Raw genomic sequence first — 16,972 nt, 5'->3', positions numbered from 1 at the left:
TAAAATAAGTTACACACGTTGTATTTATGGCCATACATAACGGCACATGCTTAATATCACTGGAGTTTCTTTGCCCAGTCATTAGGATGCAATTGATCTATTTTCAAAATATCTTTCGTAAAATGCTTGTTTATAATGTGTGTTTAAATAGGTGATAAATTTCAATGCGTTGCGATGCCTTGCGCCATTGATTTTAATTTTTTTTAAATTCTATTGATCTAATATGTTGATATAATTGTGATCAACATCTAATTTGCATTTTGGGCACACTTTTAACCCCTATAAAGGCAATTAAAAAAGTTTGATGTATGTATCCAATACTATTCGCTTCTGGCTTAACGCAGAATTGTAAAAATAATGTTGTAAGTAACAAGTGGGTAATATCCTGCACAGGGTTATGCCATTCGTTGGAGCTAATCAACTTTACGCCATAGGAGTATTTTTTAGAGGCAGGGTAACGTATTGTTCGAAGGAATCTGGAGGTTTTATAACACTCACTTACAATCCCACTTCGTTGTTTCGTGTTGCTGTTAAATGAATAACAATATTCTATATATAACAGCCTGCGGTAGACTTACTTGCTGAATTACCTGCTATTTTTCTTAATTGTTAATTGCTGAATTAATCGTAGAGGACAAGAGCGGGAAAATACCTATACCCTATAATTTCGCTTAAAAAATTTTCGTCCCGCCTGACTATACCCAATACATCTATTCCCATAAGTGATTATTACCAGAGAAACAATAAAATAATGGACTCATAGGAATGTGCTCATAAAGACAACAATCGATTAACTTTGATAAAAATATGTTATGTAAAATGGCAACAAATTGGCTACTCTAACTAATTAGTATTATAAAAAGTCGATAAAGCAGCTCTGTTAAATAAAATACTGGTTTTTTATCTATATCTCTCCATTGCGATAATAATTCTGTATTTATGGTTTACAATGTTTTAACAATAAAATTACCAACAATCTATAATTCACACATAATTAACATATGTGATTGATTTTGATATAAATCAATTTTTAATTCTTGAAAAAAATCTGCAAAACACGATAAATTGTCGTAGATCAAATTGGTGAGATGGTGACAATTTCGCTATAAATTGATCACTGTCGAAAAATGCAAATTTGTTCAATAAAAACCTGTTTATTGTAAGGATTTTGCGGCGTAATATAATTGCGGGATCAATTTGGTTTATTCATTAACATGTTTGTAACTTTTTATCATTGTCTTTTCCTCTTTTGATGAAATGGCAACGATAGGGGCGAGCAAATAATTTTGTATTGGGGCATGCGTGTGACCCTTTCTAACGGGGTTCACTCTCGGAGTCTTCATGCGATGAGCAAGGAGTCATGATGTTAGATATAGTCGAACTGTCGCGCTTACAGTTTGCCTTGACCGCGATGTACCACTTCCTTTTTGTGCCACTGACGCTCGGTATGGCGTTCCTGCTGGCCATCATGGAAACGGTCTACGTCCTTTCCGGCAAACAGATTTATAAAGATATGACAAAGTTCTGGGGCAAGTTGTTTGGTATCAACTTTGCTCTGGGTGTGGCAACCGGTTTAACCATGGAGTTCCAGTTCGGGACTAACTGGTCTTATTATTCTCACTATGTAGGGGATATCTTCGGTGCGCCGCTGGCAATCGAAGGTCTGATGGCCTTCTTCCTCGAATCCACCTTTGTAGGTCTGTTCTTCTTCGGTTGGGATCGTCTGGGTAAAGTTCAGCATATGTGTGTCACCTGGCTGGTGGCGCTCGGTTCAAACCTGTCCGCACTGTGGATTCTGGTTGCGAACGGCTGGATGCAAAACCCAATCGCGTCCGATTTCAATTTCGAAACTATGCGTATGGAGATGGTGAGCTTCTCCGAGCTGGTGCTTAACCCGGTTGCTCAGGTGAAATTCGTTCACACTGTTGCGTCTGGTTATGTGACTGGCGCGATGTTCATCCTCGGTATCAGCGCATGGTATATGCTGAAAGGCCGTGACTTCGCCTTCGCAAAACGCTCCTTTGCTATCGCTGCAAGCTTCGGTATGGCTGCTGTTCTGTCCGTTATTGTTCTGGGTGATGAATCCGGTTACGAAATGGGTGACGTGCAGAAAACCAAACTGGCTGCTATTGAAGCCGAGTGGGAAACTCAACCTGCGCCTGCTGCCTTTACTCTGTTCGGTATTCCTGATCAGGAAGAGCAGACGAACAAATTTGCAATCCAGATCCCTTATGCGCTGGGTATCATCGCTACACGTTCTGTGGATACGCCGGTTATCGGCCTGAAAGAGCTGATGGTGCAGCACGAAGAACGTATCCGTAACGGGATGAAAGCGTACTCTCTGCTTGAGCAACTGCGTTCTGGTTCTACCGACCAGGCTGTACGCGATCAGTTCAATAGCATGAAGAAAGATCTCGGTTATGGTCTGCTGCTGAAACGCTATACGCCGAATGTGGCGGATGCGACTGAAGCGCAGATTCAACAGGCAACCAAAGACTCTATTCCACGTGTAGCACCGCTGTACTTCGCGTTCCGCATCATGGTGGCGTGTGGCTTCCTGCTGCTGGCAATTATCGCGCTCTCCTTCTGGAGCGTAATCCGCAACCGTATCGGTGAGAAAAAATGGCTGCTGCGCGCCGCGCTGTACGGTATTCCGCTGCCGTGGATCGCTGTAGAAGCGGGCTGGTTTGTTGCCGAATATGGTCGTCAACCGTGGGCTATCGGTGAGGTGCTGCCTACCGCAGTGGCGAACTCGTCGCTGACTGCAGGCGATCTCATCTTCTCTATGGTTCTGATTTGCGGCCTGTATACCCTGTTCCTGGTGGCAGAAATGTTCTTAATGTTCAAGTTTGCACGCCTCGGCCCAAGCAGCCTGAAAACCGGTCGCTATCACTTTGAGCAGTCTTCCACGACTACTCAGCCGGCACGCTAAGACAGGAGTCGTCAAATGATCGATTATGAAGTATTGCGTTTTATCTGGTGGCTGCTGGTTGGCATTCTGCTGATTGGTTTTGCAGTCACTGACGGTTTCGACATGGGGGTGGGCATGCTCACCCGTTTCCTCGGTCGTAACGACACCGAGCGTCGAATTATGATTAACTCCATCGCCCCACACTGGGACGGTAACCAGGTTTGGCTGATCACTGCAGGCGGCGCATTATTTGCTGCCTGGCCGATGGTCTATGCCGCTGCGTTTTCCGGCTTCTATGTCGCGATGATCCTCGTGCTGGCATCTTTGTTCTTCCGTCCGGTCGGTTTTGATTACCGTTCCAAGATTGAAGAAACCCGCTGGCGTAACATGTGGGACTGGGGCATCTTCATTGGTAGCTTCGTTCCGCCGCTGGTGATTGGCGTGGCGTTCGGTAACCTGTTGCAGGGTGTACCGTTCAATGTTGATGAATATCTCCGTCTGTACTACACCGGTAACTTCTTCCAACTGCTCAATCCGTTCGGCCTGCTGGCTGGTGTGGTAAGCGTCGGGATGATCATCACTCAGGGTGCAACCTATCTGCAAATGCGCACCGTTGGTGAACTGCACCTGCGTACCCGTGCAACGGCTCAGGTGGCGGCGCTGGTAACGCTGGTGTGCTTCGCACTGGCTGGCGTATGGGTGATGTACGGTATCGACGGTTATGTTGTGAAGTCGACAATGGACCATTACGCAGCATCTAACCCGCTGAATAAAGAAGTGGTTCGTGAAGCTGGTGCATGGCTGGTGAACTTCAACAACACGCCAATTCTGTGGGCTATTCCGGCTCTGGGGGTGGTTCTACCACTGCTGACTATCCTGACTGCGCGTATGGATAAAGCCGCGTGGGCGTTTGTGTTCTCTTCTCTGACACTGGCCTGCATCATTCTGACTGCGGGTATTGCAATGTTCCCGTTTGTAATGCCGTCCAGCACCATGATGAATGCAAGTCTGACAATGTGGGATGCAACTTCCAGCCAACTGACGCTTAACGTCATGACCTGGGTTGCGGTGGTTCTGGTGCCGATCATTCTGCTCTACACCGCCTGGTGTTACTGGAAAATGTTCGGACGTATCACCAAAGAAGATATTGAACGTAACACCCACTCTCTGTACTAAGTAAGGAGCTAAAAATGTGGTATTTCGCATGGATTCTGGGAACGCTTCTTGCCTGTTCATTTGGGGTAATTACCGCGCTGGCGCTTGAGCACGTCGAATCAGGCAAAGCCGGTCAAGAAGACAGTTGATGAGTAAGATTATCGCAACCTTGTATGCGGTAATGGACAAGCGCCCTCTGAGGGCGCTTTCCTTCGTGATGGCGCTTCTGTTAGCAGGATGTATGTTTTGGGACCCATCACGTTTTGCCGCGAAGACCAGTGAGCTGGAAATCTGGCATGGATTATTGCTGATGTGGGCCGTCTGCGCAGGCGTTATTCACGGCGTGGGGTTTCGTCCGCAGAAGGTTCTTTGGAAAGGGATTTTTTGCCCATTGCTTGCTGATCTTGTTCTCATTGTAGGGCTGATTTTCTTCTTCTTTTAAATCAGAATTCTCTTTAAAAATTTATGGGCCGTTGAGGGTCCATAAATTTTTACGCTCCCTTAACTTACCCTCATTCCCAAACCTCAATCGCACGCGTATAGTAGCAGCGTTTAAAAGTTCTAACTTTTGTTGCATTACCGGGATGTAAAGTGAATACAACGCTGTTTCGATGGCCGGTTCGTGTCTATTATGAAGATACTGATGCCGGTGGTGTGGTGTACCATGCCAGTTACATCGCTTTTTATGAAAGAGCACGCACAGAGATGCTGCGCCACCATCACTTTAGCCAACAGGCGCTGATGGCTGAACGTGTTGCCTTCGTGGTGCGTAAAATGACGGTGGAATATTACGCACCTGCACGGCTCGACGATATGCTCGAAATACAGACTGAAATAACATCAATGCGTGGCACCTCTTTGGTTTTCACGCAACGTATTGTCAACGCCGAGAATACTCTGCTGAATGAAGCCGAGGTTCTGATTGTTTGCGTTGACCCACTCAAAATGAAGCCTCGTGCGCTTCCTAAGTCTATTGTCGCGGAGTTTAAGCAGTGACTGACATGAATATCCTTGATTTGTTCCTGAAGGCTAGCCTTCTGGTTAAACTTATCATGTTGATTTTGATTGGTTTTTCAATCGCATCCTGGGCCATTATTATCCAGCGGACCCGTATTCTTAACGCTGCAGCGCGTGAAGCCGAAGCGTTTGAAGATAAATTCTGGTCTGGAATCGAACTTTCTCGCCTCTATCAGGAGAGCCAGGGAAAACGGGATAATCTCACTGGGTCGGAACAAATCTTTTACAGCGGGTTCAAAGAATTTGTGCGCCTGCATCGTGCCAACAGCCATGCGCCGGAAGCAGTGGTGGAAGGGGCTGCACGTGCGATGCGTATCTCTATGAATCGTGAGCTGGAAAATCTGGAAACACACATTCCGTTTCTCGGTACGGTGGGTTCTATCAGCCCGTATATCGGTTTGTTTGGTACAGTCTGGGGGATCATGCACGCTTTTATTGCCCTTGGTGCGGTGAAGCAGGCAACACTGCAAATGGTGGCTCCCGGTATCGCAGAAGCGTTGATTGCCACGGCAATCGGTCTGTTCGCCGCTATTCCGGCGGTTATGGCTTACAACCGTCTTAACCAACGCGTAAACAAACTGGAACTGAATTACGATAACTTTATGGAAGAGTTTACTGCGATTCTGCACCGCCAGGCGTTTACCGTTAGCGAGAGCAACAAGGGGTAAGCCATGGCCAGAGCGCGTGGACGAGGTCGTCGCGATCTCAAGTCCGAAATCAACATCGTACCGTTGCTGGATGTACTGCTGGTGCTGTTGCTGATCTTTATGGCGACAGCACCCATCATTACCCAGAGTGTGGAGGTCGATCTGCCAGACGCTACTGAATCGCAGGCAGTGAGTAGTAACGATAATCCGCCAGTGATAGTTGAAGTATCTGGTATTGGTCAGTACACCGTGGTGGTTGAGAAAGATCGCCTGGAGCGTTTACCTCCAGAGCAGGTGGTGGCAGAAATCTCCAGCCGTTTCAAGGCTAATCCGAAAACGGTCTTTCTGATCGGTGGCGCAAAAGATGTGCCTTACGATGAAATAATTAAAGCGCTGAACTTGTTACACAGTGCGGGTGTGAAATCGGTTGGTTTAATGACGCAGCCTATCTAAGCATCTGCGTTTCCCTTGCTTGAAAGAGAGCGGGTAACAGGCGAACAGTTTTTGGGAACCGAGAGTGTCAAAGGCAACCGAACAAAACGACAAGCTCAAACGGGCGATAATTATTTCAGCAGTGCTGCATGTCATCTTATTTGCGGCGCTGATCTGGAGTTCGTTCGATGAGAATATAGAAGCTTCAGCCGGAGGTGGCGGTGGTTCGTCTATCGACGCCGTAATGGTTGATTCAGGTGCGGTAGTTGAGCAGTACAAACGCATGCAAAGCCAGGAGTCAAGCGCGAAGCGTTCCGAAGAGCAGCGCAAGATTAAGGAACAGCAGGCAGCCGAAGAACTCCGTGAAAAGCAAGCGGCTGAACAGGAACGCCTGAAGCAACTTGAGAAAGAGCGGTTAGCTGCTCAGGAACAGAAAAAGCAGGCTGAAGACGCCGCCAAACAGGCTGAGTTAAAGCAGAAGCAAGCGGAAGAAGCGGCAGCGAAAGCTGCGGCAGATGCTAAAGCGAAGGCCGAAGCGGATGCCAAAGCAGCAGCCGAAGCGGCGAAGAAAGCGGCTGCGGATGCGAAGAAAAAAGCGGAAGCAGAAGCTGCCAAAGCCGCAGCCGAAGCGCAGAAGAAAGCTGAGGCTGAAGCCGCCAAAGCTGCTGCGGCACTGAAAAAGAAAGCCGAAGCTGCAGAAGCCGCCGCTGCTGAAGCAAGAAAGAAAGCAGCGGCTGAAGCTGCTGAAAAAGCGAAGGCTGAAGCTGAGAAGAAAGCGGCTGCTGAAAAGGCTGCGGCTGATAAGAAAGCAGCGGCAGAGAAAGCTGCGGCTGATAAGAAAGCAGCGGCAGAGAAAGCTGCGGCTGATAAGAAAGCAGCGGCAGAGAAAGCTGCAGCTGATAAGAAAGCAGCAGCAGAGAAAGCCGCAGCCGAGAAGAAAGCAGCAGCGGCAAAAGCGGCTGCTGAAAAAGCCGCTGCAGCTAAAGCGGCCGCAGAGGCAGATGATATCTTCGGTGAGCTAAGCTCTGGTAAGAATGCACCGAAAACCGGTGGTGGGGCGAAAGGGAACAATGCTTCGCCTGCCGGGAGTGGTAATACTAAAAACAATGGCGCATCAGGTGCAGATATCAATAACTATGCCGGGCAGATTAAATCTGCTATCGAAAGTAAGTTTTATGACGCATCGTCTTATGCAGGCAAAACCTGTACGCTGCGCATAAAACTGGCACCAGATGGCATGTTACTGGATATCAAACCTGAAGGTGGCGATCCCGCACTTTGTCAGGCTGCACTGGCAGCAGCTAAACTTGCGAAGATCCCGAAACCACCAAGCCAGGCAGTATATGAAGTGTTCAAAAACGCACCATTGGACTTCAAGCCGTAATCGCGATGTTGGCCGTCACGGCGGTTAATATCAGACATCGGTTGTCGCGGGGTTCTGGTAGTTTTGTGTATTTGAGTTTGTTAACATTCTGCTAAATTATCGTGGACTATCTGTCCGGATAAGGGAGATATGATGAAGCAGGCATTACGAGTAGCATTTGGTTTTCTCATACTGTGGGCGTCAGTTCTGCACGCTGAAGTCCGCATTGTGATCGACAGTGGTGTAGATTCCGGTCGTCCTATTGGTGTCGTTCCTTTCCAGTGGGCAGGGCCTGGTGCGGCACCTGAAGATATTGGCGGCATCGTTGCTGCTGACTTGCGTAACAGCGGTAAATTTAACCCGTTAGATCGCGCTCGTCTGCCACAGCAGCCGGGTAGCGCGCAGGAAGTTCAACCCGCAGCATGGTCTGCACTGGGTATTGACGCTGTGGTTGTAGGTCAGGTCACTCCGAACCCGGACGGCTCTTACAATGTTGCTTATCAGCTAGTTGATACCGGTGGTGCTCCGGGTACTGTACTTGCTCAGAACTCATATAAAGTTAACAAGCAATGGCTGCGTTATGCTGGCCATACCGCCAGTGACGAAGTGTTTGAAAAACTGACCGGCATTAAGGGTGCGTTCCGTACTCGTATTGCCTACGTTGTTCAGACCAACGGTGGTCAGTTCCCGTACGAATTGCGCGTATCTGACTACGATGGCTACAACCAGTTTGTGGTTCACCGTTCTCCGCAGCCGCTGATGTCTCCGGCGTGGTCACCAGACGGTTCTAAACTGGCATATGTCACCTTCGAAAGCGGTCGTTCCGCGCTGGTTATCCAGACGCTGGCAAATGGCGCTGTGCGTCAGGTGGCTTCATTCCCGCGTCACAACGGTGCGCCAGCGTTCTCACCGGATGGCAGCAAACTGGCGTTTGCCCTGTCTAAAACGGGTAGCCTGAACCTGTACGTAATGGATTTAGCTTCTGGTCAGATTCGTCAGGTGACTGATGGCCGTAGCAACAACACTGAACCGACCTGGTTCCCGGACAGCCAGAACCTGGCATTTACTTCTGACCAGGCAGGTCGTCCGCAGGTTTATAAAGTGAATATCAACGGCGGTGCGCCACAACGTATTACCTGGGAAGGTTCGCAGAACCAGGATGCGGATGTCAGCAGCGACGGTAAATTTATGGTAATGGTCAGCTCCAATGGTGGGCAGCAGCACATTGCCAAACAAGATCTGGTAACGGGAGGCGTACAAGTTCTGTCGTCAACGTTCCTGGATGAAACGCCAAGTCTGGCACCTAACGGCACTATGGTAATCTACAGCTCTTCTCAGGGGATGGGATCCGTGCTGAATTTGGTTTCTACAGATGGGCGTTTCAAAGCGCGTCTTCCGGCAACTGATGGACAGGTCAAATTCCCTGCCTGGTCGCCGTATCTGTGATAATAATTAATTGAATAGTAAAGGAATCATTGAAATGCAACTGAACAAAGTGCTGAAAGGGCTGATGATTGCTCTGCCTGTTATGGCAATTGCGGCATGTTCTTCCAACAAGAACGCCAGCAATGACGGCAGCGAAGGCATGCTGGGTGCCGGCACTGGTATGGATGCGAACGGCGGTAACGGCAACATGTCTTCCGAAGAGCAGGCTCGTCTGCAAATGCAACAGCTACAGCAGAACAATATCGTTTACTTCGATCTGGACAAATACGATATCCGTTCTGATTTCGCTCAAATGCTGGATGCACACGCAAACTTCCTGCGTAGCAACCCGTCTTACAAAGTCACCGTAGAAGGTCACGCGGACGAACGTGGTACTCCGGAATACAACATTTCCCTGGGTGAACGTCGTGCGAACGCCGTTAAGATGTACCTGCAGGGTAAAGGTGTTTCTGCTGACCAGATCTCCATCGTTTCTTACGGTAAAGAAAAACCTGCAGTACTGGGCCATGACGAAGCGGCATACTCCAAAAACCGTCGTGCGGTACTGGTTTACTAAGAGAATTGCATGAGCAGTAACTTCAGACATCAACTATTGAGTCTGTCGTTACTGGTTGGTATAGCGGCCCCCTGGGCCGCTTTTGCTCAGGCACCAATCAGTAGTGTCGGCTCAGGCTCGGTCGAAGACCGCGTCACTCAACTTGAGCGTATTTCTAATGCTCACAGTCAGCTTTTAACTCAACTCCAGCAGCAACTCTCCGATAATCAGTCCGATATTGATTCCCTGCGTGGTCAAATTCAGGAAAATCAGTATCAACTAAATCAGGTCGTGGAGCGGCAAAAGCAGATCCTGTTGCAGATCGATAGCCTCAGCAGCGGTGGTGCAGCGACGCAATCTGCCAGCGTTGAGCAAAGCGGGGCGGCGGCAACAACGCCAACGGCTGATGCTGGTACTGCGAGTGCTGGCGCGCCGGTGAAAAGCGGTGATGCAAACACTGATTACAATGCAGCTATTGCACTGGTGCAGGATAAATCCCGCCAGGATGATGCGATGGTGGCATTTCAGAATTTCATCAAAAATTATCCTGATTCAACTTACCTGCCAAACGCCAATTATTGGCTGGGTCAGTTAAACTACAACAAGGGTAAGAAAGATGATGCGGCATACTATTTTGCTTCGGTAGTGAAAAACTATCCGAAGTCACCGAAGGCTGCAGATGCGATGTTTAAGGTCGGCGTCATCATGCAGGACAAAGGTGACACTGCGAAAGCGAAAGCCGTGTACCAACAGGTTATCAGTAAGTACCCTGGTACTGATGGCGCCAAACAGGCACAAAAACGTCTGAACGCCATGTAATGCATAACACGCGACCAGAAGTCGCATTATTTCTGGTCGTGTCGTGCGAATCATAAGCAGTTGAGTGATCTACATCGAAATTTTTGTTGCGCTCAAATCTGAAATCAGTAATATATGCCGCCGTTGCCACGGGATATCAAACAAACCGAAAGCAACACTAAAGTGGGTCGTTAGCTCAGTTGGTAGAGCAGTTGACTTTTAATCAATTGGTCGCAGGTTCGAATCCTGCACGACCCACCACTAGCATAGTTAGTTGTAGTATCCAGCGTAGTATCGGGTGATTAGCTCAGCTGGGAGAGCACCTCCCTTACAAGGAGGGGGTCGGCGGTTCGATCCCGTCATCACCCACCACCGGGTCGTTAGCTCAGTTGGTAGAGCAGTTGACTTTTAATCAATTGGTCGCAGGTTCGAATCCTGCACGACCCACCACTAATTATGGTGGGTTAGGTGGAAACAGTTAGTAGTATCCAGCGCAGTATCGGGTGATTAGCTCAGCTGGGAGAGCACCTCCCTTACAAGGAGGGGGTCGGCGGTTCGATCCCGTCATCACCCACCACTCGGGTCGTTAGCTCAGTTGGTAGAGCAGTTGACTTTTAATCAATTGGTCGCAGGTTCGAATCCTGCACGACCCACCATCCTGAATGATTAAAGCAGTATAATCCCGCAAGGGGTCGTTAGCTCAGTTGGTAGAGCAGTTGACTTTTAATCAATTGGTCGCAGGTTCGAATCCTGCACGACCCACCAATGTGAAAAGGCACCCTAAAGGTGCCTTTTTGCTATCTTAACATCCCTCGATTTTAATTCGTAAGTTCCCACGCTTGATGAGTGAATAACCTTATGTAGGTCGGATAAGCGCAAGGCGTTGCATCCAATATCACGTACGTAATTCTTGTGACTTTTCCCTGCCATTCGGTTATCTTGTTTAGCATATAAAACAAATGAAATCGGTAATAGCGATATCACGCTTCATATCGGTTTAAATGTTAAGTCTGCAAAACGAGATAGCAAGATGAGCGTGATGTTTGATCCTGAAGCAGCGATTTATCCTTTCCCAGCAAAGCCGACGCCGTTAAGCATTGATGAAAAAGCGTATTACCGCGAGAAAATAAAACACCTGCTAAAAGAACATAATGCGGTTATGGTCGCCCACTACTACACCGGCCCTGAAATCCAACAACTGGCGGAGGAAACCGGCGGCTGCATTTCCGATTCGCTGGAAATGGCGCGCTTTGGTGCAAAGCATCCTGCTTCTACGCTGTTAGTTGCTGGGGTGAGATTTATGGGAGAAACCGCCAAAATCCTCAGCCCGGAAAAAACAATTCTGATGCCCACACTTAAGGCCGAATGTTCACTGGATCTCGGGTGCCCCATTGAAGAATTTAACGCATTTTGTGATGCCCATCCCGATCGTACTGTCGTCGTCTACGCTAACACGTCTGCTGCGGTAAAAGCGCGTGCAGATTGGGTGGTGACTTCAAGCATTGTCGTCGAACTTATTGATCATCTGGATAGTTTGGGGGAAAAAATCATTTGGGCACCAGACAAACATTTGGGGCGTTACGTGCAAAAACAGACGGGCGCAGACATCTTATGCTGGCAAGGTGCCTGCATCGTTCATGATGAGTTTAAGACTCAGGCGTTAACCCGCTTACAAAAACAATACCCTGACGCTGCCATACTGGTACATCCGGAGTCACCCCAGGCCATTGTCGATATGGCCGGTGCGGTCGGTTCCACAAGTCAGTTGATCAATGCTGCGAAAACATTGCCGCATCAACGGCTTATTGTGGCGACGGATCGGGGGATCTTCTACAAAATGCAGCAAGCGGTGCCTGACAAGGAGCTACTGGAAGCGCCAACCGCTGGCGAGGGTGCAACCTGCCGTAGCTGTGCGCATTGCCCGTGGATGGCCATGAATGGCCTCCAGTCCATCGCAGAGGCATTAGAACAGGGAGGAAGCAAACACGAGGTTCATGTTGATGAAAAGCTGCGAGAGAGGGCGCTGGTGCCGCTCAACCGTATGCTGGATTTTGCGGCTACACTACGTGGATAGCTGACAATAAGGCATCATGCTACGCATTGGAGGAAAGATGGATTTTTTTAGCACACAGAACATTCTGGTTCATATACCGATCGGTGCTGGCGGTTACGATCTCTCATGGATCGAAGCGGTAGGGACGATCGCTGGGTTACTGTGTATTGGTCTTGCCAGCCTGGAGAAGATCAGCAACTACTTTTTTGGTCTGATCAACGTTACCTTGTTTGGCATTATTTTCTTTCAGATTCAATTGTATGCCAGCTTACTGCTGCAGGTATTTTTCTTTGCCGCTAACATTTATGGCTGGTATGCCTGGTCGCGACAAACCAGTCAGCATGAAGCCGAGTTGAAAATTCGCTGGCTGCCACTGCCGAAGGCATTAACCTGGTTGGTTGTTTGCGTCGTTGCCATTGGTCTGATGACGGTATTTATCAACCCGGTATTTGCGTTCCTGACCCGCGTGGCGGTAATGATTATGCAAGCGTTGGGTCTACAAGTGGCTATGCCAGAATTGCAACCAGACGCCTTCCCATTCTGGGATTCCTGCATGATGGTACTCTCCATCGTGGCAATGATCCTGATGACACGTAAATACGTCGAAAACTGGTTACTGTGGGTCATTATTAACGTGATCAGCGTGGTGATTTTCGCCTTGCAGGGGGTTTATGCCATGTCGCTGGAGTATCTGATCCTGACCTTTATTGCCCTGAACGGCAGCCGGATGTGGATAAACAGCGCACGCGAAAGAGGTTCACGCGCGCTGTCTCATTAATGGTGATGATGTGAATGGCCGGAAACCCCTTGATTAAGGTGGCAATCCGGCCCATGACAAGGCTGATATTCCATCTGAATCGTGGCGTGCTCAATCTGATAGTTGTCCATCAGATAGTGTTGGATCTTGTCCAACAATGCGTCGTGATCGTGTGGCGGGATCACCTGCACATGCAGCGTCATTACTGGCTTCTCGCCCACCATCCACACGTGTACATGATGCACATTGCGCACTTCCGGGATTTCCCGGCACATGCGGCGCTTCAGTTCAGCGATATCCAGCGAAACCGGCGCACCTTCAAGTAATTCATTCACGCTGTCTTTCAATAATCGCCAGGCACTGCGCAGAACCAGAAGTGAAACGAGAATGGAAAGAATAGGGTCAGCAGGCGTCCAGCCGGTCCAGATAATAATCAACGCCGCGATGATAGCGCCGACAGAACCCAGCAGATCCCCCAGGACATGCAACGCTGCCGCGCGTACATTGAGATTTTTCTCTTCACTGCCACGATGCAGCAACCAGAAAGAAAGCACATTCGCCAGCAATCCAGCCACGGCAATAGTCATCATCATACCGCCTTCAACCGGACGTGGCGTGCGGAAGCGTTCTATCGCCTCCCAGACAATCAAAATAGTAATCACCACCAGGGCGATGGCATTTACAAACGCCGCGAGGGTGGTCAATCGAAGCCAGCCGAAAGTATGGCGAAAGGTGGGGGGACGACGGGAAAATTGAACGGCAAGTAGGGCGAAAAGCAGGGCGGCAGTATCGGTCAGCATATGACCCGCATCGGCCAGCAATGCCAGAGAACCGGAAAGAAAGCCGCCAATAACTTCAACCAGCATAAAACCGGCGGTAACGCCGAAAGCATATAACAAGCGACGAGCATTATTATCTTCTGGCAGATGTGCGGAAGTGTGTGAGTGCGCCATGACGAGTCATCCCTTAATTAATCTCACTTAACTTTATGACATCATACTGCTTTTAGAAGGGAAAAATTAAAAGGGAGAGACTCCGCTCTCCCTGTATTGGCTTTATTGCAGGATTACTGTGTTGTACCGTCGGTTTTGGTATCGACATCATTGTTGATGCCATCACCGGTTTGGACTTTTTTATTGATGTCCGGACAGCGACCATCTTTGCACATCGTATTTTTGTGCTCTTCATCTTTGGTCATGCCATCATTATCCATTGATGAACCGTTCGGGTGCAGCATGGTGCCGCCCGAGTTGCTATTAACCCCGCTATTATCGACGTTATTTGGCGTGACATTTTCACGGGCATCTGGGGCAACCTGGCCCGCATCAGCCGCAGCGTTTGCCTGGCCGTTATTAGTTTGCGCGCCGCTATCGGCAGCCAGTGCAGCTCCGCTGGCAAGACTAAGAGTGGCAGTCAGAAATAGAGTGGCCAGTTTTGTCATTTTCATACGATGCTCCTGTTATGGTCGTTATGTCGGATAACCTCTTCCAACAGTGCATTTGCAGGTGATTGTCAGGCAATGGTTTAAGATTTCAGCCAGAAGAATAAATCCAGCAGAGAATCTTGAAAAAATTAATAAACAAAGAAGTTACAGTTAGAAATTGTAGGTGAGATCTCGTTTTTCGCGACAATCTGGCGTTTTTCTTGCTAATTCCAGGATTATTCCGTTCATAGTGTAAAACCCCGTTTACACATTCTGACGGAAGATATAGATTGGAACTATTGCATTCACTAAATTAAGTATGGCAACACTGGAACAGACATGAATTATCAGAACGACGATTTACGCATCAAAGAAATCAAAGAGTTACTTCCGCCTGTCGCATTGCTGGAAAAATTCCCCGCTACCGAAAATGCCGCGAATACGGTTGCCCATGCCCGTAAAGCGATCCACAAGATCCTGAAAGGTAATGATGATCGCCTGTTAGTGGTGATTGGCCCTTGTTCGATTCATGATCCTGTAGCCGCTAAAGAGTATGCAACCCGCTTGCTGGCGCTGCGTGAAGAGCTGAAAGACGAGCTGGAAATCGTCATGCGTGTCTATTTTGAAAAGCCGCGTACGACAGTGGGTTGGAAAGGGTTGATCAACGATCCGCATATGGATAACAGTTTCCAGATCAACGACGGTTTGCGCATTGCTCGTAAATTGCTGCTCGACATTAACGATAGTGGCCTGCCAGCAGCAGGTGAGTTTCTCGATATGATCACCCCGCAGTATCTGGCCGACCTGATGAGTTGGGGCGCAATTGGCGCACGTACAACCGAATCGCAGGTTCACCGTGAACTGGCGTCTGGTCTTTCTTGCCCGGTAGGATTCAAAAATGGCACCGATGGCACGATTAAAGTGGCTATTGATGCCATTAATGCTGCTGGTGCGCCGCACTGCTTCCTGTCAGTGACCAAATGGGGTCATTCGGCAATTGTGAATACCAGCGGTAACGGCGATTGCCATATCATTCTGCGCGGCGGTAAAGAGCCTAACTACAGTGCGAAACACGTTGCTGAAGTGAAAGAAGGGCTGAAAAAAGCGGGTTTACCGGCGCAGGTGATGATTGATTTCAGCCATGCAAATTCGTCCAAACAATTCAAAAAGCAGATGGAAGTTTGCGCTGACGTTTGCCAGCAGATTGCCGGTGGTGAAAATGCCATTATTGGCGTGATGGTGGAAAGTCACCTGGTTGAAGGGAACCAGAGTCTGGAAAGCGGTGAGCCGCTGGCCTATGGCAAGAGCATCACCGATGCCTGCATTGGCTGGGAAGATACCGACTCTCTGTTACGTCAACTGGCGAACGCCGTAAAAGCACGTCGCGGATAAGGTTTATAGTCCCGACCTGCGAATTGCCATGACTGTACGTTTGTAGGCCTGATAAGACGCGTAGCGTCGCATCAGGCAATGTGCTCCGTTGTCAGTTACGTACGCCTTGTGCAAAAACAAAAAAAGCCGACTCACTTGCAGTCGGCTTTCTCATTTTTTCAACGGATTACGCTTACTTTGCTTTACCCTGGTTCGCAACGGCCGCTGCTTTCGCCGCGATCTCGTCAGCATTACCCAGGTAATAACGTTTCAGAGGTTTGAAGTTTTCGTCAAACTCATACACCAGCGGTACGCCAGTCGGGATATTCAGCTCAAGGATCTCTTCTTCACTCATGTTATCGAGATATTTCACCAGCGCACGCAGGGAGTTACCATGTGCCGCGATGATCACGCGCTCACCGCTCTTCATGCGTGGCAGAATGGTTTCATTCCAGTAAGGGATCACGCGGTCAATGGTCAGCGCCAGGCTTTCCGTCAGCGGCAGCTCTTTTTCGCTCAGTTTAGCGTAACGCGGATCGTGGCCCGGATAACGCTCATCATCTTTAGTCAGTTCCGGCGGAGTTACCGCAAAACCACGACGCCACTGTTTCACCTGCTCGTCGCCATATTTTTCAGCGGTTTCCGCTTTGTTCAGACCCTGCAACGCACCGTAGTGACGTTCGTTCAGTTTCCAGGATTTCTCAACGGGCAGCCATGCCTGATCCAGTTCGTCCAGCACATTCCACAGAGTATGGATAGCGCGCTTCAGCACAGAGGTGTAAGCAAAGTCAAAGCTGTAACCTTCCTCTTTCAGCAGCTTGCCTGCTGCTTTTGCTTCGCTTACGCCTTTCTCAGACAGATCCACGTCGTACCAACCGGTGAAACGGTTTTCTTTATTCCACTGGCTTTCGCCATGACGAACCAGAACCAGCTTAGTTACAGCCATATACTTACTCCTCAAATCATTATTTAATGATAATAATTCTCATTATATTGCCGTGGGATAACAACAGCAATGCTTACGCATAACCATAGCGAAAATAGTGTCGCAGTGTAAGGTTGTT

Annotated in this window: 17 protein-coding genes and 6 tRNA genes; 20 read left to right on the top strand and 3 right to left on the bottom strand. The window is 48.8% G+C overall.

Annotation, left to right across the window (positions count from 1 at the left end; all coding sequences use genetic code 11):
- The first annotated feature begins 1,363 nt into the window (after window positions 1–1,363).
- The 19 genes from cydA to pnuC all read left to right on the top strand — a co-directional run bounded on the left by cydA (window position 1,364) and on the right by pnuC (window position 13,135).
- Window positions 1,364–2,932 (top strand): cytochrome ubiquinol oxidase subunit I, encoded by a 1,569-nt coding sequence (cydA, locus tag C1192_RS08680; protein ID WP_001516006.1) that lies wholly within the window; start codon window positions 1,364–1,366, stop codon window positions 2,930–2,932.
- Between the two features lie 15 nt (window positions 2,933–2,947).
- A complete protein-coding gene (gene cydB / locus C1192_RS08675) occupies window positions 2,948–4,087 on the top strand; it encodes a cytochrome d ubiquinol oxidase subunit II (RefSeq protein ID WP_000568264.1) in 1,140 nt (379 codons plus the stop codon).
- A gap of 14 nt (window positions 4,088–4,101) precedes the next feature.
- A complete protein-coding gene (gene cydX, locus C1192_RS08670) occupies window positions 4,102–4,215 on the top strand; it encodes a cytochrome bd-I oxidase subunit CydX (protein ID WP_000270283.1) in 114 nt (37 codons plus the stop codon).
- Complete coding sequence (ybgE, locus tag C1192_RS08665) at window positions 4,215–4,508, top strand: cyd operon protein YbgE (protein WP_000034596.1); 294 nt, start codon at window positions 4,215–4,217, stop codon at window positions 4,506–4,508. Before cydX ends, ybgE begins: the two co-directional genes overlap by 1 nt.
- A 149-nt stretch (window positions 4,509–4,657) precedes the next feature.
- On the top strand, window positions 4,658–5,062 hold the full coding sequence (gene ybgC, locus C1192_RS08660; RefSeq protein WP_001098372.1) for a tol-pal system-associated acyl-CoA thioesterase: 405 nt from the start codon (window positions 4,658–4,660) through the stop codon (window positions 5,060–5,062).
- The gene (tolQ, locus tag C1192_RS08655; RefSeq protein ID WP_000131311.1) at window positions 5,059–5,751 is read left to right on the top strand and encodes a Tol-Pal system protein TolQ; all 693 of its coding nucleotides are present in this window, start codon (window positions 5,059–5,061) and stop codon (window positions 5,749–5,751) included. The genes ybgC and tolQ overlap by 4 nt, the downstream gene beginning before the upstream one ends.
- Before the next feature lie 3 nt (window positions 5,752–5,754).
- Complete coding sequence (tolR, locus tag C1192_RS08650) at window positions 5,755–6,183, top strand: colicin uptake protein TolR (RefSeq protein ID WP_000090096.1); 429 nt, start codon at window positions 5,755–5,757, stop codon at window positions 6,181–6,183.
- Window positions 6,184–6,247: 64 nt separating this feature from the next.
- Window positions 6,248–7,546, top strand: a complete 1,299-nt coding sequence (gene tolA / locus C1192_RS08645; protein WP_103194788.1) for a cell envelope integrity protein TolA — start codon at window positions 6,248–6,250, stop codon at window positions 7,544–7,546.
- Window positions 7,547–7,678: 132 nt separating this feature from the next.
- Window positions 7,679–8,971, top strand: coding sequence for a Tol-Pal system beta propeller repeat protein TolB (gene tolB, locus C1192_RS08640; RefSeq protein ID WP_010352214.1), 1,293 nt, complete (start codon window positions 7,679–7,681; stop codon window positions 8,969–8,971).
- 34 nt (window positions 8,972–9,005) lie between these two features.
- Window positions 9,006–9,527, top strand: a complete 522-nt coding sequence (gene pal / locus C1192_RS08635; protein WP_001295306.1) for a peptidoglycan-associated lipoprotein Pal — start codon at window positions 9,006–9,008, stop codon at window positions 9,525–9,527.
- A 9-nt stretch (window positions 9,528–9,536) separates the two neighbouring features.
- Window positions 9,537–10,325, top strand: a complete 789-nt coding sequence (cpoB, locus tag C1192_RS08630; RefSeq protein ID WP_000097584.1) for a cell division protein CpoB — start codon at window positions 9,537–9,539, stop codon at window positions 10,323–10,325.
- A 164-nt stretch (window positions 10,326–10,489) separates the two neighbouring features.
- Window positions 10,490–10,565, top strand: a tRNA-Lys gene (locus tag C1192_RS08625).
- 35 nt (window positions 10,566–10,600) lie between these two features.
- Window positions 10,601–10,676 (top strand) — tRNA-Val (locus C1192_RS08620).
- Window positions 10,677–10,678: 2 nt separating this feature from the next.
- A tRNA-Lys gene (locus C1192_RS08615) sits at window positions 10,679–10,754 on the top strand.
- A gap of 51 nt (window positions 10,755–10,805) precedes the next feature.
- A tRNA-Val gene (locus C1192_RS08610) sits at window positions 10,806–10,881 on the top strand.
- Window positions 10,882–10,884: 3 nt separating this feature from the next.
- A tRNA-Lys gene (locus C1192_RS08605) sits at window positions 10,885–10,960 on the top strand.
- 33 nt (window positions 10,961–10,993) lie between these two features.
- Window positions 10,994–11,069, top strand: a tRNA-Lys gene (locus C1192_RS08600).
- 265 nt (window positions 11,070–11,334) lie between these two features.
- Window positions 11,335–12,378 (top strand): quinolinate synthase NadA, encoded by a 1,044-nt coding sequence (gene nadA, locus C1192_RS08595; RefSeq protein ID WP_038355584.1) that lies wholly within the window; start codon window positions 11,335–11,337, stop codon window positions 12,376–12,378.
- Window positions 12,379–12,415: 37 nt separating this feature from the next.
- Entirely contained in the window at window positions 12,416–13,135 is a 720-nt protein-coding gene (pnuC, locus tag C1192_RS08590; protein ID WP_038355585.1) for a nicotinamide riboside transporter PnuC, read from the top strand.
- Here the strand turns inward: pnuC and zitB are convergent.
- Window positions 13,132–14,067 carry a CDF family zinc transporter ZitB gene (gene zitB, locus C1192_RS08585; protein WP_038355586.1) on the bottom strand — a complete coding sequence of 312 codons (936 nt, stop codon included), beginning with the start codon at window positions 14,065–14,067 and terminating at the stop codon, window positions 13,132–13,134. The genes pnuC and zitB overlap by 4 nt on opposite strands.
- A 113-nt stretch (window positions 14,068–14,180) precedes the next feature.
- A complete protein-coding gene (locus tag C1192_RS08580; RefSeq protein WP_038355587.1) occupies window positions 14,181–14,561 on the bottom strand; it encodes a YbgS-like family protein in 381 nt (126 codons plus the stop codon).
- Window positions 14,562–14,876: 315 nt separating this feature from the next.
- On the opposite strand from C1192_RS08580, the gene aroG reads away from it, so the two are divergent.
- Window positions 14,877–15,929: a 3-deoxy-7-phosphoheptulonate synthase AroG gene (gene aroG, locus C1192_RS08570; protein ID WP_001109190.1), complete on the top strand. Its 1,053-nt coding sequence runs from the start codon at window positions 14,877–14,879 to the stop codon at window positions 15,927–15,929.
- A 172-nt stretch (window positions 15,930–16,101) separates the two neighbouring features.
- On the opposite strand, the gene gpmA is transcribed toward aroG, so the two are convergent.
- Window positions 16,102–16,854 carry a 2,3-diphosphoglycerate-dependent phosphoglycerate mutase gene (gene gpmA, locus C1192_RS08565; RefSeq protein ID WP_001295305.1) on the bottom strand — a complete coding sequence of 251 codons (753 nt, stop codon included), beginning with the start codon at window positions 16,852–16,854 and terminating at the stop codon, window positions 16,102–16,104.
- Between the last annotated feature and the right edge of the window lie 118 nt (window positions 16,855–16,972).

Origin of the sequence: Escherichia marmotae, from assembly GCF_002900365.1 — a bacterium.
Classification (GTDB): domain Bacteria; phylum Pseudomonadota; class Gammaproteobacteria; order Enterobacterales; family Enterobacteriaceae; genus Escherichia; species Escherichia marmotae.
The sequence above is the reverse complement of the archived record's forward strand: the minus strand, read 5'-3'. Positions and strand labels throughout refer to the sequence as shown.

What these genes read in the sequence shown, in the direction of transcription:
- tolB (WP_010352214.1), top strand. Translation starts at nt 7,679, where the DNA reads ATGAAGCAGGCATTACGAGTAGCATTTGGTTTTCTCATACTGTGGGCG.
- zitB (WP_038355586.1), bottom strand. Translation starts at nt 14,067, where the DNA reads ATGGCGCACTCACACACTTCCGCACATCTGCCAGAAGATAATAATGCT.
- nadA (WP_038355584.1), top strand. Translation starts at nt 11,335, where the DNA reads ATGAGCGTGATGTTTGATCCTGAAGCAGCGATTTATCCTTTCCCAGCA.
- cpoB (WP_000097584.1), top strand. Translation starts at nt 9,537, where the DNA reads ATGAGCAGTAACTTCAGACATCAACTATTGAGTCTGTCGTTACTGGTT.
- pal (WP_001295306.1), top strand. Translation starts at nt 9,006, where the DNA reads ATGCAACTGAACAAAGTGCTGAAAGGGCTGATGATTGCTCTGCCTGTT.
- cydB (WP_000568264.1), top strand. Translation starts at nt 2,948, where the DNA reads ATGATCGATTATGAAGTATTGCGTTTTATCTGGTGGCTGCTGGTTGGC.
- cydA (WP_001516006.1), top strand. Translation starts at nt 1,364, where the DNA reads ATGTTAGATATAGTCGAACTGTCGCGCTTACAGTTTGCCTTGACCGCG.
- tolR (WP_000090096.1), top strand. Translation starts at nt 5,755, where the DNA reads ATGGCCAGAGCGCGTGGACGAGGTCGTCGCGATCTCAAGTCCGAAATC.
- cydX (WP_000270283.1), top strand. Translation starts at nt 4,102, where the DNA reads ATGTGGTATTTCGCATGGATTCTGGGAACGCTTCTTGCCTGTTCATTT.
- pnuC (WP_038355585.1), top strand. Translation starts at nt 12,416, where the DNA reads ATGGATTTTTTTAGCACACAGAACATTCTGGTTCATATACCGATCGGT.
- ybgE (WP_000034596.1), top strand. Translation starts at nt 4,215, where the DNA reads ATGAGTAAGATTATCGCAACCTTGTATGCGGTAATGGACAAGCGCCCT.
- gpmA (WP_001295305.1), bottom strand. Translation starts at nt 16,854, where the DNA reads ATGGCTGTAACTAAGCTGGTTCTGGTTCGTCATGGCGAAAGCCAGTGG.
- C1192_RS08580 (WP_038355587.1), bottom strand. Translation starts at nt 14,561, where the DNA reads ATGAAAATGACAAAACTGGCCACTCTATTTCTGACTGCCACTCTTAGT.
- aroG (WP_001109190.1), top strand. Translation starts at nt 14,877, where the DNA reads ATGAATTATCAGAACGACGATTTACGCATCAAAGAAATCAAAGAGTTA.